The organism is Niabella agricola (assembly GCF_021538615.1).
Classification (GTDB): Bacteria; Bacteroidota; Bacteroidia; order Chitinophagales; family Chitinophagaceae; genus Niabella; species Niabella agricola.
The window spans coordinates 2843738-2861220 of sequence record NZ_JAJHIZ010000003.1 but is presented as its reverse complement, the minus strand read 5'-3'; the positions used below and the strand labels follow the sequence as shown (position 1 = coordinate 2861220).

Genomic DNA, 17483 nt, shown 5'->3' with positions numbered 1-17483 from the left:
CATGATCATTAAAGATGCAGAAACGAAGCGGGATCTGAAAAAAGAAGTTATTGAACAGGATCTTGTTATTGTAGGAGGAGGTATGTCTGGCCTATGTGGCGCTATAACAGCCGCCCGGCAAGGACTCCGTGTGCTGCTGGTGCAGGATCGCCCCGTACTGGGCGGCAACGCATCCAGTGAGGTACGGCTGTGGATCCTGGGTGCTACCTCGCATATGGGCAACAACAACCGGTGGAGTCGGGAAGGCGGCGTGATCGATGAAATACTGGTAGAGAACACTTACCGGAATCCCGAAGGGAACCCGGTAATACTGGATATGATCCTGCTGGATAAAGTAAAGCAGGAGGCCAATATCACCTTGCTGCTGAATACGGCCGTGTATGAAGTAATTAAGGCGGATGCCGACCGTATCTCAGGGGTAAAGGCTTTTTGCAGTCAGAACGCCACCGAATATGAATTAAGAGCGCCCTTGTTCTGCGATGCCTCCGGCGATGGGATCGTGGGCTTTCTTTCAGGAGCAGCTTTCCGTATGGGCGCCGAAACCCGGGAGGAGTTTCATGAGCCAATGGCTCCGGATATCAGCTATGGCGAACTGCTGGGGCATTCGCTTTATTTTTATACAAAAGATACCGGTAAGCCGGTGACCTTTCACGCGCCCTCTTTTGCAATGGATGTACAAAAGGAAATTCCACGGTATAAAAATTTTAATGCAAAGGAACATGGATGCAAACTGTGGTGGGTAGAATATGGCGGAAGAATGGACACGGTACATGATACAGAGCAGATCAAATGGGAACTGTGGAAGGTGATCTATGGGGTTTGGGATTATATCAAAAACTCCGGCAACTTTCCGGAGGCGGCTACATATACGTTGGAATGGGTAGGCATGATCCCGGGCAAGAGGGAAAGCCGCCGTTTTGAAGGGGATTATATTTTATCGCAAAAAGACCTTATTGAGCAGCGCATCCATCCGGATGCTGTTGCTTACGGTGGATGGTCGATTGACCTGCACCCGGCAGACGGCGTGTTCAGCGACCGCTCGCCCTGCAACCAGTGGCACAGCAAGGGACTTTTCCAGATTCCCTACCGTTGTTTGTACAGCAGGAATATAAAGAACCTTTTTCTGGCGGGCCGCATCATCAGTGTAAGTCATGTAGCGTTTGGCGCCACCCGGGTAATGGCTACCAGCGCGTATACCGGTCAGGCCGTGGCCGTGGCTGCCGCCCGCTGTATCCGGAACGGGAAGGATCCACAGGGTTTGCTGGAGGCATCGCAAATGGCGGCACTCCAAAAAGAACTGATGAAAACGGGCCAGTATATTCCCGGCAAAAAATTGCAGGACGAGGAAGACCTGGTGCCGGCCAGTACCATTACGGCAAGTTCTTTTTTAAACGTTACCGGCTTTGATCAGCGGCAACTGGTGTATAAACCGTTAGCGATTGCTGCGGCACAGTTAATACCGGTAACCGCAGGAAGGCTTCCGGCATTCCGTCTTCCTGTAAAAGCGTCCGGGGCTACCGAGCTTATAGTGGAGGTTCGCTCCAGCAGCCGGGTGGGCGGGTTTACACCGGATCAGACCCTGGTACGGAAAAAAATTTTGCTTCAGGAAGGGGAAGCAGAAATTAAAGTGGATACCGGACTGCAGCTGAATCATCCGCAGTACCTGTTTCTTTGCTTCCTGAAGAATGAGGAGGTTCAAATTGCGTACTCCCGCCAGCGGATAACAGGGTTTGTTTCCGTATTCAACGGGGTTAATAAAGCCGTATCCAACAATGGAAAACAAAGGGCCCCGGAGGGGTCTGGTGTGGATTCTTTTGAGTTCTGGTGCCCGCAGCGCCGGCCGGAAGGGCAGAACCTGGCACTCCGTTTTTCGGAGCCGGTATTTACAGCAGGTACCGGTAATCTTACCAATGGCATTGACCGTCCTACAGACCAGCCCAATGCCTGGATTGCCGATCCCGGGGATGCACAACCATCTGTTAAGCTTGCCTGGGCTACACCGCAGCAGATCCGGCAGATCCACCTGGCATTTGATACAGACTTTGATCATGCCATGGAATCGGTGCTGATGACACACCCGGAAACGACGATGCCGTTTTGTGTGCAGGATTACCAGGTGGAAGATGAGTGGGGAAACCTGCTGTATCAAAAAGAAGGTAACTTTCAAACGCGGAATGTAATTGTACTGGAACAACCGGTTGTTACCAAACAACTGGTCATCCGGATGAAACACCCTTCTGCAGCAGTTCCGGCAGCATTGTTCTCCGTTAGATGTTATGCAGAATAAGAAACGGACTACCGGCAGCATTGGCATACATAGCAGTACTGCAGTTGAAGGGTGCGATCCCGCTGTGGCGGGACAGGCTGCAACAAGGCTTAATAGTAGTAGTGCAGCCGGGCGCATAAAAATAAAATAATCATGGTTGCTAAAAAATAATCTCACAGCATGATAGATACAATAGTGGTGATCGTATTTTCTGTTTTTATTTTGTTGGTGGGGATCAGCTTTTCCCGCACCGGCAGAAACCTCAAATCTTTTTTTGCGGGGGGAGAGGCCGTTCCCTGGTTCATTGGCGGATTATCATTGTTCATGAGTTTTTTCTCTGCCGGAACCTTTGTTGCCTGGGGCGCAATCGCCTACCAGCACGGGTGGGTGGCGGTAACCATACAGTGGACCATGTGCATCGGCGCGCTGGTTACGGGGCTTTACCTGGCGCCCAAATGGAAGGCAACGGGTAACCTTACAGCAGCCGAGTTTATTAAAATGCGGCTGGGTACCAATGTGCAAAAAAGCTATATCTATATTTTCACGATTGTTTCGGTCTTTATCAAAGGATCTGTATTGTATTCTGTTGCCAAGCTGGTATCTGCCTCTCTTGGATATCCGCTGATCCCGGTTACGGTGATCCTGGGCATTTTGATGATCTCTTACACCGCGGTGGGAGGACTTTGGGCAGTAATGGTAACGGATATATTGCAGTTTGTGGTGTTGACCGCTGCTGTTTTGATCATCCTGCCCCTGGTGTTTCATGAAACCGGAGGCGTGCAGCAGTTTATCAATAAAGCCCCCGATCATTTTTTTGATCTGGTGAATGGAGAATTCAGCTGGGGCTTCATTTTTGCCTTTGCTCTTTATCATATCTTTTATATTGGCGGCAACTGGACCTTTGTACAGCGGTATACCAGTGTAGACGGTCCCAAAAGCGCATCAAAAGTGGCCTACCTGTTTGCCGGGCTTTATATCTTAAGTCCCATTATCTGGATGCTGCCGCCGATGGCTTATCAGGTGATTCATCCCGGCATGTCGGGCCTTGACGCGGAGAATGCCTATATCATGGTTTGTAAACAGGTATTGCCTGCGGGACTGCTGGGGCTGATGTTAACCGGCATGTATTTTTCTACCTCGGCATCTGCTAATACAGCGCTGAACGTGGTATCTGCGGTATTTACCAACGACATTTATAAAGGATCCATTAACCCACAGGCGTCCGATAAAAAACTGATGTTTGTGGCTCGTGCCTCCTCCTGGTTTTTTGGAATCTTTATGATCCTGATTGCTATTGGTGTGCCCTATATTGGAGGTATTGTAGAATTTACCTTAAGTGTGGGCGCCATTACGGGCGGTCCGTTGCTGCTGCCTCCCATCTGGGCATTGTTTTCTAAAAAACTGTCCGGAAAGGCGACCATCTACATTACCATCCTGAGCCTGGCCATCAACCTGCTGTTTAAAATGGTGATCCCGGTAATCAATCATTATAAATTATCAAGGGCCAATGAAATGTTGCTGGGGGTGTTGCTGCCGCTGATTGCGCTTATCATTTATGAGTGGGTAGCCGCCCGGAAAAAACAGGTAAGTAAGGACTACTTACAATACCAGGAGTATAAGCAACACAAGAAAGAGGCGGCAACCGCAGTGGATGAAGAGGAAGCCCGGCAGGTGAAAGCCCAGAATGTTTTCGGCTTAAAGATGATTGCCTTTTCCCTGGCGTTTATGGCGGTGCTGATGTTGGCGCTTGCATTTATTACCTCAAAGGGAGGGCTGTTGGTTGCCACCATCGCGTTGCTGATCCTGCTTGGCGCGCTGATTCCCTGGCGGGCGTCAAAAAAAGCCGGTCGCCGATGATGCGTGAAAAAGATCCAATGCTGTATTCCGGCGCTCATGCGTTATCAGTAAAAATATAAACGGCGGATCTGCAGCGAAAAAATGTCACACAATGCAGCCACTGCATATTTCTGTCTTGGTTTTTCGGGCGCTTTTCTTACTTTCATATTCCCGATAACGATTACGGGATTTCAATAATAAGATGCGCATGACAACTTCTACGTTTAAAAACCTGATTGCTTTTTTGACCTTACTTTTTTTTGTAATAACCAACAGTCCGGCCAGTGCAGCAGGTCCCAAGCCTAAGGAGGTGCTAAAGATCATGCACCGCGTGGCCGACTGGCAGCTGGAGAACTGGAAAACAAAAGGTTTTAAATACCCCAAGTCTGATTGGACCAATGGCGCCTGTTATACGGGGTTATATGCTGCGGGCACCCTAAAGGGCGGAAAAAAATACCTGCAGACGCTGGTAACTATTGGGAATGAGCTGGGGTGGAATACGGGTCGTCGACGCTTTTTTGCAGATGATTATTGTGTAGGCCAGACCTATGCGCAGTTGTCGATGCGGTACAAGGATAAAAAAATGACTGCCCCGTTCCTGCTGCTGGCAGATAGCATCCTGGCAAAACCACATGATGAACCGCTAAACTGGAAAAATAATGTGCATTTGCGGGAGTGGGCCTGGTGCGATGCGTTGTTTATGGGACCGCCTTCGCTGGCCTACCTGACCACGGCAACAAAAGACAGCCGGTACCTGGATATGGCCGCAAAGCTCTGGTGGAAAACAACCGACTTTCTTTATGATCCTTCCGAGCAGCTTTATTTCAGAGATGAAAGTTATTTCAATAAAAAGGAAAAGAACGGGAAAAAAGTTTTTTGGTCGAGAGGAAATGGATGGGTGCTGGGCGGACTGGTCCGTATGCTGGAAAATATGCCGGCTGACTACCACGACCGGGTTCGGTTTGAAAAGCTTTATAAAGAAATGATCCAAAAAGTGGTGACACTTCAGCAGCCGGATGGCAGCTGGCATGCATCATTGCTGGATCCGGAAAGCTTTCCAATAAAGGAAATGAGCGGCACGGGCTTTTTTTGCTATGCATTGTTATGGGGATTAAATCACGGCTTGCTGGATAAAGCCACTTACTGGCCGGCAGCGAAGCGTGCATGGGATGTGATGGTGTCTTCTGTACATGCGGATGGAATGCTGGGCTATGTACAACGTATTGGTGCAGCTCCGGACAAGGTGAATGCGGAAAGCACGGAGGTTTACGGGGTAGGGGCCTTCCTGCTGGCGGGTACCCAGCTATATGATTATCTGAAAAAATAATAAGCTACAAATGAAAAACAAAATATGCCGGATCCTTATGCTGCTTTTGCTTCTTGCGGGCTTCAGCACAGGTTATACCCAGGAAACGGAAAGGAAGTCAATACGATTATTTCTGATCGGCAACAGTTTTTCGCAAAACGCCACAAGATACTTGCCGCAACTGGCCAGCGATGGAGGCTTTACCCTTTCCATCGGCCGTGCAGAACTGGGAGGCTGCTCACTACAACGCCACTGGCAACTGGTTGAAGCCGCAGAGGCCGGCGATCCGAAAGGAAAGGCGTATAACGGAAAATCATTAAAGGAATTGTTGGGTTCCGGAACCTGGGATGTGGTCACATTGCAGCAGGCCTCCATTTTATCCGGCGACTCCAATACCTACAAACCCTATGCGCGCAAACTGGTGGAATACATTCACCACCTGCAACCCAACGCCACAATTGTGCTGCATCAGACATGGCCCTACCGAATCGATGCGCCTTCCTTTTCACAGATCCCGGGTGGCGGCCATGCCCCGTCTGCTGAAGCAATGTGGCAGCAATCGCGGGCAGCCTACCATACAATAGCTGCTGCGTTACAGTTGGCCCTTATTCCCGTTGGCGATGCTTTTTTTGCAGTGCAACAGAAAGGCAGTACGGCGTTTAAAAAGGATAGCGCCTTTAAGCCCGCGCAGGCGGTTTTCCCTGAACTTCCCGACCAGGCACATTCCCTGCATGTAGGATATTTTTATAATAAACAACAACAGCTGACCCTGGATACCCATCATGCCAGTGAAGCGGGTTGTTATCTTGCCGGATTGGTATGGTATAAATTCCTTTTTAGCGCGTCTCCTGTACAGATCGTTTTTAAACCGGAAGCCGTAGATGCCGGATTTGCAAAAGCATTAAGGACAATTGCAGATCGTATTGCATCCGGAACAGATCCGACGCAGCTGCGGCAGTGAACCCTGGCGAAAACAGTACCGGTCGTTGCCGCCGGAGATCAATGCGGCACCATCCTTTCCGCCTTATTGGTCTGCTAAAACATGAAAAAGCACCTCCATGTTCAGGTCATTTTGAACCAGGGATCCGGCATATGCGTTCCGGGTCAATCCATAAGTAGTGATCAGGGTTAAAAAGAGCGTTTTCCGGGTAGAGGTTGCTTCGCGGAATGCGGTTAATTTATTTCTTAACTCCTCGGCGTATTTTTTGGTGATCGAAAAGTTATTGATGGAAAATTTCATTTCACAAAGATTGATCACCTGGTCTTTCCGGTCGATTACAAGATCTATTTGAGCGCCTTCACCGGTCCAGGAAGAAACCGATGTCTGCACCCCGCTGATGCCGAGTGCCTGTTTGATCTCTTTTATATGTGCCAGGCATACCTGCTCAAAAGCATAGCCGCTCCAGGCCCGGTGTTTCGGATCATCGAGGCCATTGATCCAGTTGTTTTCATCCCGCCGGTTTACAATAAAACGCAGATAAAAAAGGGAATAAAAATCGGATAGCTGATATAAACTGTTCCGCTCCTTTTTTCCGAAAGAGTGGTATCTGCGGATAAAGCCGCTTTCTTCCAGCTCTTTTAATATACGGGTAGTACTGCCGGCATTGGGCAACTTTGTGATGGTAATGATTTCATCGCGGGTAAGCCCCTTTGCTTTTTTGCTCAGGGCTTCTATGACCAGGATATGTTTTTCTGCCTTGTTAAATAAAGAACGGTACAGATCGTCGAATTCTGTAACCAGGAGCCCGTTTTCACTGAAACAGATCCGGTCAATGTTCTGTGCGGCACTGAGGCCGGGATCGACCTGGTTCAGGTAAAAAGGAATACCTCCCATTGCCATATATAATTGTATGACCTGGTACCGGTCAAAGACGGCATTCCGGCTTCTTAAAAAGGCTTCACATTCGGCTAGGGAGAAGGGCTCCAGCTTGATGCGCCGGGTAACCCGGTTGTGCAGGCCGCCTTTATTGTGAATGAGCTTGTTGATCATCCAGGAGGCGGCCGACCCGCAAACCACCAGCACGATGTCTGTTCTGCTGCTTGCCCAAGAGTTCCAGAAATGTTCCAATGCGGGCATAAAACCGGACTGGGCGGTATCAAGCCAGGGTAATTCGTCGAGGAACAAAACTTTACGGGCACTTTTTTTGCTTCCAGGAGAGCGATGAGCCGCTGAAAAGCCAACATCCAGTTCCCCGCAGGAACGTGCTCCTTTGCGGCAGGATCATATTTTTTTAGGGCCAGATCAAAATTCAGGAGTTGTTGTTTGGTGTTTACATTTGCCATTCCGGTAACGTAAAAGTCGAAGTTGCTGTTAAAAACCTCCCGTACTAAAAAGGTTTTTCCTACGCGGCGGCGGCCATACAGCGCAATAAATTCTGATTGTGCAGACCTGTAGAGCTGTATTAGCTGCTCCTGCTCCTTTTTACGCCCGATAAGCATTAACGGTTCTTTTTGGCTATAAATATATAAAAAAAACACATTAAAGCCAAAATGAAAAAATAAAGTGGCTCTAATGTATAATATTTCATGAGTTAAAGCCAAATTGAATCCCTCTAAATAGATACTGCTTTACTTATGGGTTGTAAAGAAATCAGCGACTATAAAAATACGAGTTGAAATTTTTTAAAACCCTGGCATTGAATGCCTCCCGCGTATTATTATCGGAGCAAAGCAATCGCAGGTATTTTTTGGATTTCATGGATTTGAGATACGTTTCAATGGTCAGCGCGGACTTCTTTCAGGAAGTTCCCAGGTTTGAAGCGGCCTCCAATCACTGGCAAAGGCGGTGCTTGCATGATGATAATGTTTTGAATGGTGTTGCAGGGTTCTTATCATAAGTTGGGCTGTATAAAATATATACAAAATGCATAAAAAGCAAAAGAATCCCGGAATTACTCCGGGATTCTTTGTGGTGTGGGCCGGGATCGAACCGGCGACACAAGGATTTTCAGTCCTTTGCTCTACCGACTGAGCTACCGCACCATCCTTTCCGCCTTAACGGGCTGCAAATATAGCGTATCAACTGCAGACTGTCAAAAATATCGGGAAAAAATAAAAAAACGCCCCCGGGATAAAAATTTATCGCCGCGTTGTTCCTAACAGGGACTCTTTACATGCCGTATTCCGCTAAAAATTTGATCCGCATAATCTTCAGCTGCTCCCAGTTAAAATCAAACTCGGCCAGTTCTTCCTGTGCCAGCTGAAGGGAGGACGTTTCGCAGCTTTTAAAGTATTCAATGATCTCATCCTGTTCATCCTCGTCCAGCATTTCGTCAATAGCATAACCCAGGTTTAGCTTGGTGCCGCTGGCTGCAATGGTTTCCATCTCTTCCAACAGCTCATTCATCTGCCAGCCTTTGTTTTTGGCAATGGTTTCCAGGGGGATCTTTTTATCGGTTTGCTGAATGATGTACACCTTGTTACCACTTTTATTCACCACGCTTTTCATTACAAAATCATCCGGCTTCTGGATATTGTTGTCTTCTACATAGCGTGCTACCAGCTCCACAAAAGGCTTTCCATAGCGAATGGCTTTCCCCTTGCTTACACCCTGGCACTTTTCCAGCTCCGCTACAGTGGTGGGATACAGAGTGGCCATATCCATCAGCGAATTTTCAAGGAAAATGACAAAAGGCGGCAGGCTTTTTTTCTTGGCTTCTTTCTGACGCAGCTCCTTCAGCATTTCAAATAGCTGCTGATCGGTGGCAGCGCCTTCGCCGTCTTCCGTACCGGTAGCTTCATCATCGTCCCAGGCTTCTTCAAATTTATTGTTCAGTACAATAGCGAAGGGTTTGGGTTTCTTTAAAAAGACCGTTCCGGCAGGTGTTATTTTTAAAACGCCGTATTCTTCTATATCTTTTTTCAACAGACCCTCCAGCAGCATCTGGCGGATCAGGGAGTTCCAGAACAATGTATCCTGAGCTTTTCCCACTCCAAAAGAACTGAGTCCTTCATGCCGGAACATTTTAACCTGCGGGGTTAATTTCCCAATCAGTATGTTTACAACATAGTCGGTTGCAAAACGCTCATCCAGTTCTTTAAGCGCCTTCAGCACCAGCACGGCCTGTTCTTTTGCCTCCATCCGTTCTTTCGGGTGTTTGCAATTATCGCATTGACCACAGTTTTCCACATCGTATTGTTCACCAAAATAGCTCAGGATCACTTTCCGGCGGCAAACCCCGCTTTCGGCGTAGGCCACGGTTTCATTGATCAGCTGTGCGCCCACTTCCCGTTCGCTGAGCGGCTTATCGCGCATCAGGTGTTCCAGCTTGCTTACATCCTTATGTGAATAATACAACAGGCATTTTCCCTCCAGCCCGTCACGTCCGGCACGGCCGGTTTCCTGGTAATAGTTTTCAATCGACTTGGAAATATTATAGTGGATCACAAACCGGATATCGGGTTTATCGATCCCCATCCCAAAGGCAATGGTTGCAACAATCACCTGCACATCTTCATTTAAGAACTGGTCCTGCCGCTCGGCCCGCAGTTTACTGTCGAGCCCTGCATGATATGCCACGGCCTTGATGCCATTGGCCATCAGGATATCCGCCAGCTCTTCTGTGGTTTTCCGGTTGAGTGTGTAGATGATGCCGCTTTTATTTTTCATGCTTTTAATAAAGCGGACAATACTTTCATTGGTTTGTTTCTTGTTCACTTTTGGAACGATCTCGTAATAAAGATTGTCCCGGTTAAAAGAAGAAATAAAAATGTTGGCATCTTTAAGGCCCAGGTTCTTGATGATATCGCTTTGTACCTTGGGCGTTGCGGTAGCCGTTAATGCAATCACAGCAGCATTGGGGTTAATCTGGTTCATCATCTCCCGCAGGCGCCGGTATTCCGGCCGGAAATCATGTCCCCATTCCGAAATACAATGCGCTTCGTCCACCGCAAAAAAGGAAATGTTCAGATCGCTGAAAAAAACCAGGTTCTCCTGTTTGGTCAGCGTTTCCGGAGCCACGTATAAGAGCTTTGTTTTTCCGGATAACAAATCATCATGAACTTCCTTTATTTCTTTTTTATTTAAAGTTGAATTTAAAAAGTGTGCAATTTCATCATTGCTGTTATAACCCCGTACCAGGTCTACCTGGTTCTTCATCAGTGCAATCAGCGGTGAAACAATGATGGCAACGCCCTCCATGATCACAGCAGGGAGCTGATAACAAAGGCTTTTTCCGCCTCCGGTAGGCATTATAACAAATGTATCTTTTCCTGATAAAAGCGAATGAATGATGTCTTCCTGTTTTCCCTTGAATTTTTGAAAACCAAAATTCTTCAGCAATTCTCCGTGTAAATCTGTCTTTGAATCTGTTTTTGTTGCGCGGCCGGCCCCCGGTTCTTTCTTTTTTGGGGCCTTTTTTTCGCTTTTCACTGCCATTTCTGTAATATAAATGATTTTAATAGTCGATCAATATCCTTAAAAGATACGCAGGATATCCAGAAAAAAAAAATTTTCGGGTAGCGAATTTAGCTAAGCTTGGCCTGCTTTTAAAATATTAATGGTTAAAGTTTTTTGTGCCCATATAAATAATACATTTGTGTTTTCTTAACGAGGCGATATATAAATGAGTGACAATATTTTACAACGCGCCAGAAAGACATTCCAATTAGAGGCCGATGCGCTTAATGAAGTACAGCTTTTATTGAATGATGATTTTAAGCAAGCGGTTTTGCTGATTCATAACTGCGCAGGACGTGTGGTTCTCAGCGGAATAGGAAAAAGTGCCCTGGTTGCACAAAAAATCGTGGCTACGTTTAATTCCACAGGAACGCCTTCCATTTTTATGCATGCGGCGGATGCCCTGCACGGAGACCTTGGTATGGTTCAGGAGTCGGATGTGGTGGTCATTCTCAGCAAAAGCGGATACAGCCCGGAGATCAAAGCGCTGGTACCCCTGGTTAAAAATTTTGGAAACAAACTGATTGCCATTGTTGGAAATACCGGTTCTTATCTGGCTCAACAGGCGGACCTGGTTTTAAACACTACGGTTAATCAGGAAGCTTGTCCGAATAACCTGGCACCTACTTCCAGTACCACTGCTCAAATGGTAATGGGGGATGCGCTGGCCACCTGTCTTATGGACCTGAAAGGGTTTAAGGATGATGATTTCGCCAAATTTCATCCGGGGGGAACATTGGGGAAAAAGCTGTACCTGAGTGTGGCGGATGTGTTTCCGGGAAATGAGCGCCCCATGGTTTACGAACATCAATCACTAAAAGAGGTAATTGTTGAAATCACTCAAAAAAGATTGGGGGTTACGGCCGTAATCAATGAACAAAAAGAGCTGGTAGGCATTATAACAGACGGGGATCTCCGGAGAATGCTGGAAAAGAATACGGATATTGAAGGGACGGTGGCTCAAAATATTATGACCCGTAATCCGAAAACCATCGAGCCCGGAGAACTGGCGGTGTCTGCGCTGGACCTCATGCGCAGGAACTCCATTACACAGCTGGCGGTTGTGGAAGGAAAACGTTTCCTGGGAATTATTCACATACACGACCTGTTAAAGGAAGGACTGATTTAAAAAAAGAACTATGAGTAACCGTTATGTTGCAATAATGGCAGGAGGCATCGGAAGCCGGTTCTGGCCTAAGAGCCGGACGAACTACCCGAAACAATTCCTGGATATATTGAATACCGGCAAAACGCTGATCCAGTCTACGTTTACCCGGTATAATAAAACGGTTCCGGCCGAAAATATTTATGTGGTAACCTCCGAAGAGTATAAAGAGATTGTAGCGCGTCAGTTGCCGGAGCTTCCTGTAGAAAATATTGTAACGGAGCCTTTCCGGAAAAATACGGCACCCTGTATTGCTTACATCGCATTTAAGATTCAGAAAAAAGATCCGGAAGCGATCATGATCGCCGCTCCTTCTGATAACCTGATACTGGAAGATGAGGCCTTTAATGACACCCTGGAAAATGCGCTGAAATTTGTAGAGTCTGTGAATGCGCTGGTAACCCTGGGGATCAAGCCCCGGAATCCCAATACGGGATATGGTTATATACAGCATGATACCATAGAAGCAGCTCCGGGTATTTATAAGGTAAAGACTTTTACGGAGAAGCCGAACCTGGAGCTGGCGAAAGTGTTTGTGAAAAGCGGCGATTTTTTATGGAATTCGGGCATTTTTACCTGGAAGGTGAAAAACATTATTGCGGCGTTTGAGAAATACCTGCCGGAGATCCATGAGGTGTTTGCCACCTACCAGGATCAGTTCAATACGCCGGAAGAGATGAAGGTGATACAGGAAATCTATGCACAGTGCTCTAGTATTTCCATTGATTTTGGAATTATGGAAAAGGCGTCGAATGTATATGTGATCCCGGCCTCCTTTACCTGGAGCGACCTGGGCACCTGGAAAAGCGCGTATGAGAACATGAGCAAAGATTATTTTGACAATGCGGTTGTAGGGCAGAATGTGATGGTTTACGATACACATAATTGCATGATCCATGTGCCGGGAGGAAAACTGGTCGTACTGCAGGGGCTTGAAGATTTTATTGTGGCGGATACCGATGACGTATTGCTGATTTGCAAAAAAGACCAGGAGCAGGAGATTAAAAACTATGTTGCCGATGTAAAAAGAAACAAGGACGAAAAATATCTATAACATGCTCTCACAATACCCCGTTCAATCCATTCTTTTCCTGGACATAGAAACCGTGCCGCAGTATGCTTCTTTTAATGAGGTTCCGGAGGCCTGGAAGCACTTGTGGGAAAGGAAAGCCGGCTCCCTGTTGAGGAACCGGGAAGAGGAAACGCCGGAAAGTTTGTATGAGCGTGCCGGGATTTATGCGGAGTTTGGTAAGATCGTTTGCATCAGTTGCGGAGTGGTACAGGGGAGTGCCGGCCAGCGTAAGATGATTATGAAATCGTTTTACGGAAGCGATGAAAAACAGCTACTACAGGCCTTTTCAGAAATGTTGCAGAAATTTACAGCCAATGAGCAACGGTATCTTTGCGCGCATAACGGGAAAGAGTTTGACTTTCCTTACCTGTGCCGCAGGATGCTGATCAATGAAGTTTCTATTCCGTTGTTGCTGAATACAGCCGGAAAAAAGCCCTGGGAAGTGAACCACCTGGACACCATGGAGCTTTGGAAGTTTGGCGATTTTAAAAGTTATACCACGTTGAACCTGCTGGCACACGCATTGGGCGTACCTACGCCAAAGGATGATATCGACGGAAGTATGGTGGCGGATGTTTTTTATAAAGAACAGCAAATTGAACGTATTGTAACCTATTGCCAGAAGGATGTCATTACTGTTGCACAGATTTTTTTGAGAATGAACGGAGAGCCGCTGATTAGCGAACAAAATATTGAATACAAATAAAGCGGTATGAATATCGAAGAATTACGGGAATACTGTTTACGGCACCCGCTCGTAGAGGAAGGCTTTCCCTTTGGCCCGGATACGCTGGTATTTAAAGTAAAGGGCAAAATATTCCTGCTGACAGGATTGGATAATGATCCCCTTCAATTCAATGTAAAATGTGATCCCGAAAAAGCCGAGGCCTTACGGGAGCAACACTCCTGCGTATTACCGGGATACCACATGAACAAAAAACACTGGAATACCGTTGTTGTGGATGGGTCCGTTCCCAACCGCCTGTTAAAAGAATGGATCACCGATTCGTATAACCTGGTGGCAAAAATTAAGAAATAACGTTAAGGTAAAGCGAGTTTAAAAGATCCGTTTAAGAAAAATAATGATGGAAGTTTCCGATATTTTGAAGTTCTGAAATATCGAACTGTTTATTATATAAAACAAAATAAGGTTTTTGTCATCCGGTTGCGGCACACTAGTATGAAAGCTAAAAAGTATTGAATTTTAGGAAGAAATAAGCTGCTGCTCTTGACTACTCTTATAAAAAGCAAGAACCGCTTCCAGCGTATGGCGGTCATTGCTTAAACGGGGCACTTTATGCTGGCCCCCTAATTTACCCAGGTGATGCAGCCAGTCGATAAAAAAGCCTTTGGGCAATGCATGTACGATGGGCATTTTTAGCGCAATGTCCTTATGGCGCTTGGCCTCATAATCACTGTTGATCGATTGCAACGCAGCATCCAGGCACTCTATAAACCGGTCCAAACGCTCCGGTACTTTCTCAAACTCAATCAGCCACTCATGCCCTCCGTTACCGGCATCAGAAAAATAAACCGGTGCGGCGGTATAATCGTTTACCACGGCCCCCGTTTCCTTGCAGGCTATCTGGATCGCCTTATCTGTGTTGTCGATGATCACCTCCTCGCCAAAGGCATTGATAAAATGCCGTACCCTTCCGGATACAATGATCTTAAAAGGATCCTTTGATATAAACCGGATGGTATCACCCAGGAGATAGCGCCAAAGCCCTCCGTTGGTACTGATCACCGGGGCGTAATTAGTGTGCAGATCCACATCCCTCAGGCCAATGGTCCGCGGTTGTGCGCTGCCATATTCACTCACCGGCATAAATTCCATAAAAATGCCATGATCGGTAAACAGCAGCATGCCTTCTTCTCCCGGAACTTCCTGAGCGGCAAAAAAACCCTCGCTGGCATTATATGTTTCGAGATAATAGATCTCCTTTCCGATAATCCTTTTAAACTGCTCCCGGTAAGGCGTAAACGAAACGCCCCCGTGCATATATAATTCAAGCCCGGGCCAAACGTCTGCGATCGTCGGTTTTCCTGTAATTTCCAGGATCCGTTTAAAGAGCACCAGCGTCCAGGTGGGCACACCGCTTACAGAGGTAACATTTTCGTTGATGGCCTGCGCCGCTATTTTTTCAAGTTTGGTTTCCCAGTCGTCCATCAATGCAATACTAAGTTCAGGTGTCCGGAGCCAATGCCCCCAGAAGGGGCTGTTTTGCAGCAATACCGCACTCAGGTCGCCAAACTGAGCCTCTTCATTCAGGGCGTTGATGTTATGACTGCCGCCTAATACCAGGCCTTTTCCGGTAAGCATGGTGCTATCGGGTTTAAACTGGTAATACATGGTCAGCACATCTTTTGCCGCCTTATAATGGCAATCCTCCAGGCTTTCTTCGCTGATCGGAATAAACTTGCTTTTATCGCCGCTGGTGCCGCTGCTTTTTGCAAACCACATAATGGGCGAATTCCAGAGCAGGTTTTGCTCCCCGTTCATACAACGCTCTATATAAGGTTTCAGGTCGTTATACTCATGAATGGGAACGGCTTTTTTAAAATCGCGGATATTATACAGGTTGCTGAAATGATACTTTCTTCCAAATTCCGTATACTGGGCAGATGTAACCAGGTTTTGCAATACTTCCCGCTGCGCATCCAGGGGGTGGCTGCGCCAGCCATCAATACGCCATTGACGCATACGGGCAAGAGATGATATTGCAGGACTTAAAAGCGGCATCTGTAGCTTGCAATATAGTCAGAAACTAAGAAAAAAGAACCGGAATCTCTGTTGACTCCCGGTTCTTTTACTTTTTTATTATAATGATACGGTACTGTTATTTATTCGGTCCAGGCATTGTTATAAGCCGGTATCACCACATTTTCCATATTAAGCGTTCCTTTTAAGGAATTTACCTGCACGGCTGCCTCAATATTATTCGGAAACAATACATGAATGGTGTAGCAGCCCCGCCCTTTTGGATCTGCTGCATTATTGGGAGGGTATTTGTCTTCGAAATAGCCGCCGTGGTAGTAGGCTTTTCCTCCTTTTACATCGGGGGTACCGCTCCAGCCCATGGCGCGGTCGTTCATTTTATTTTTCCAGTGCTTATTCAGGATATCTTCTGTATACCTTAGGTGGGCTAATATCTTATTCTGCTCCTCTGAAGAAAGCCTCCATCCGGCGCTACCGGCATAGCGGGTCATATCCCCTTTGTTCCATCCCGGGTCCTGGGTGGTAAAATTGTAATTCATCGTGGGGTTGGTTTCGCCGTCGGGTTTGGGATAGGTGTAAGGAATACCGCAGGGGGCGAATACTTTCTTATTCACTTCGTCGATATAGTAGTTGTTAATGGCGGTTTCCAGTGCTTTTTCGGTAGCTTCGGTTGGAAAACTCACATATTGAAACTCCAGCAAATTCAACTCCAGCGGATGGCTGAGATAAGCAATAGCGATCCTTAAAAAGGCATAATTTACATTCTGATAATCATAGTTCCCATGAAGATAAACACCCCCGTCTTCCACTTTTTTCTTTAGTGAGAAGAAATCAAGACCGGAGGGCAGCATGCCGGTTTCATGGCGCATCAGCATCTCAAAAGTGATATCATTAAAACTCCAGGCCGGGCTTTTCCAGTAACTGGGCAGGTAATCAATGAGCAGCGCCTTTTCGGTGAGTCCTTTATCCTGCAGCAGACGCATCAATGTAAGTGCGGTAAAGGTTTTGCTGCAGCTGGCAAGATCCTGTCGCTTATTATATGCATGCGGAATCGCCTGGCCGGTACGGGTATCCCATGAGGCAACGGCAGCGCCACCCGCTCCTTTTTTCTTTTGCTGGCCGTTTTGAGAAATGCTGTAGCTAAATCCAATGGTTTTATCCGTTAAGGCGTTTTTAATATTTTGTTCAAAGCGGTCCAAATCAAATTCCTGGCCGGGAACCTTGATCGAATCCGTTTTTTTACAAGAAGCAATACATCCCGCTAAAAGCAGGATCAGTAGTGGTTTACATGCTGTTTGTTTCATTTTTTTGTTTTATACTGTAAAATTGAAATAGCAACAGGCAAAAGGAACGGGGGCTTAACACGCGAAGGTCCCTGCTTAACAAAAAGGCGTTTTTGTTTAACCGCAGGTCAGCGAAACAGGAATTCTTTGGCAGGAAAGACGGCAACCATGAGGTTTAACGCGGGGCAGCCGACAGATTCCCCAAGCCTAAGCATCGGCATTGTTTTGCAGCATTCACAGACTATAAAGTATGGAAGCGTTGCGGCTTCCGGTTCATTGCATGGGCGTCGGGTTAAAAATAAACGATCACTATAAAATGCAGTCCCCATAAGCCTTTTGGGTCAAGAATACAAACTATTTTGATAGCAAACGGATGCAACGCGCCGCAAATCATTATAACAAGAACGCTCAGTGCTTGCTCTTGGCCGTAGCGCAAGG

General features: G+C 46.9%; 12 protein-coding genes and 1 tRNA gene. 8 read left to right on the top strand and 5 right to left on the bottom strand.

Annotated features, from left to right (window positions below):
* Position 1: 1 nt before the first annotated feature.
* The 4 genes from LL912_RS17410 (at position 2) to LL912_RS17395 (ending at position 6369) form a co-directional block, all read left to right on the top strand.
* Positions 2-2287: an FAD-dependent oxidoreductase gene (locus LL912_RS17410; RefSeq protein ID WP_235554865.1), complete on the top strand. Its 2286-nt coding sequence runs from the start codon at positions 2-4 to the stop codon at positions 2285-2287.
* A gap of 159 nt (positions 2288-2446) precedes the next feature.
* Positions 2447-4123 carry a sodium:solute symporter family protein gene (locus LL912_RS17405; protein WP_235554864.1) on the top strand — a complete coding sequence of 559 codons (1677 nt, stop codon included), beginning with the start codon at positions 2447-2449 and terminating at the stop codon, positions 4121-4123.
* Positions 4124-4310: 187 nt separating this feature from the next.
* A complete protein-coding gene (locus LL912_RS17400) occupies positions 4311-5429 on the top strand; it encodes a glycoside hydrolase family 88/105 protein (RefSeq protein WP_235554863.1) in 1119 nt (372 codons plus the stop codon).
* Positions 5430-5439: 10 nt separating this feature from the next.
* Positions 5440-6369 (top strand): DUF4886 domain-containing protein, encoded by a 930-nt coding sequence (locus tag LL912_RS17395; RefSeq protein WP_235554862.1) that lies wholly within the window; start codon positions 5440-5442, stop codon positions 6367-6369.
* 63 nt (positions 6370-6432) lie between these two features.
* Here the strand turns inward: LL912_RS17395 and LL912_RS17390 are convergent, their stop codons facing one another.
* The 3 genes from LL912_RS17390 to recQ form a co-directional block, all read right to left on the bottom strand.
* Positions 6433-7533 (bottom strand): AAA family ATPase, encoded by a 1101-nt coding sequence (locus tag LL912_RS17390; RefSeq protein WP_235554861.1) that lies wholly within the window; start codon positions 7531-7533, stop codon positions 6433-6435.
* Positions 7534-8317: 784 nt separating this feature from the next.
* A tRNA-Phe gene (locus tag LL912_RS17385) sits at positions 8318-8390 on the bottom strand.
* 127 nt (positions 8391-8517) lie between these two features.
* Positions 8518-10785, bottom strand: a complete 2268-nt coding sequence (recQ, locus tag LL912_RS17380) for a DNA helicase RecQ (protein ID WP_235554859.1) — start codon at positions 10783-10785, stop codon at positions 8518-8520.
* 187 nt (positions 10786-10972) lie between these two features.
* Between recQ and LL912_RS17375 the strand changes: the two genes are divergently transcribed.
* Genes LL912_RS17375 through LL912_RS17360 form a run of 4 tightly spaced genes read left to right on the top strand, consistent with a single transcriptional unit; the run spans position 10973 to position 14082 of the window.
* On the top strand, positions 10973-11935 hold the full coding sequence (locus tag LL912_RS17375) for a KpsF/GutQ family sugar-phosphate isomerase (protein ID WP_235554858.1): 963 nt from the start codon (positions 10973-10975) through the stop codon (positions 11933-11935).
* Positions 11936-11945: 10 nt separating this feature from the next.
* Positions 11946-13025 (top strand): mannose-1-phosphate guanylyltransferase, encoded by a 1080-nt coding sequence (locus LL912_RS17370; protein WP_235554857.1) that lies wholly within the window; start codon positions 11946-11948, stop codon positions 13023-13025.
* Between the two features lies 1 nt (position 13026).
* Positions 13027-13749, top strand: coding sequence for a 3'-5' exonuclease (locus LL912_RS17365; protein ID WP_235554856.1), 723 nt, complete (start codon positions 13027-13029; stop codon positions 13747-13749).
* Positions 13750-13755: 6 nt separating this feature from the next.
* Positions 13756-14082, top strand: coding sequence for an MmcQ/YjbR family DNA-binding protein (locus LL912_RS17360; RefSeq protein ID WP_235554855.1), 327 nt, complete (start codon positions 13756-13758; stop codon positions 14080-14082).
* A gap of 165 nt (positions 14083-14247) precedes the next feature.
* Here LL912_RS17360 and LL912_RS17355 read toward each other — a convergent pair whose 3' ends face one another.
* Positions 14248-15747: a GH3 auxin-responsive promoter family protein gene (locus LL912_RS17355; protein ID WP_235554854.1), complete on the bottom strand. Its 1500-nt coding sequence runs from the start codon at positions 15745-15747 to the stop codon at positions 14248-14250.
* Between the two features lie 140 nt (positions 15748-15887).
* A complete protein-coding gene (locus tag LL912_RS17350; RefSeq protein WP_235554853.1) occupies positions 15888-17066 on the bottom strand; it encodes a serine hydrolase in 1179 nt (392 codons plus the stop codon).
* Between the last annotated feature and the right edge of the window lie 417 nt (positions 17067-17483).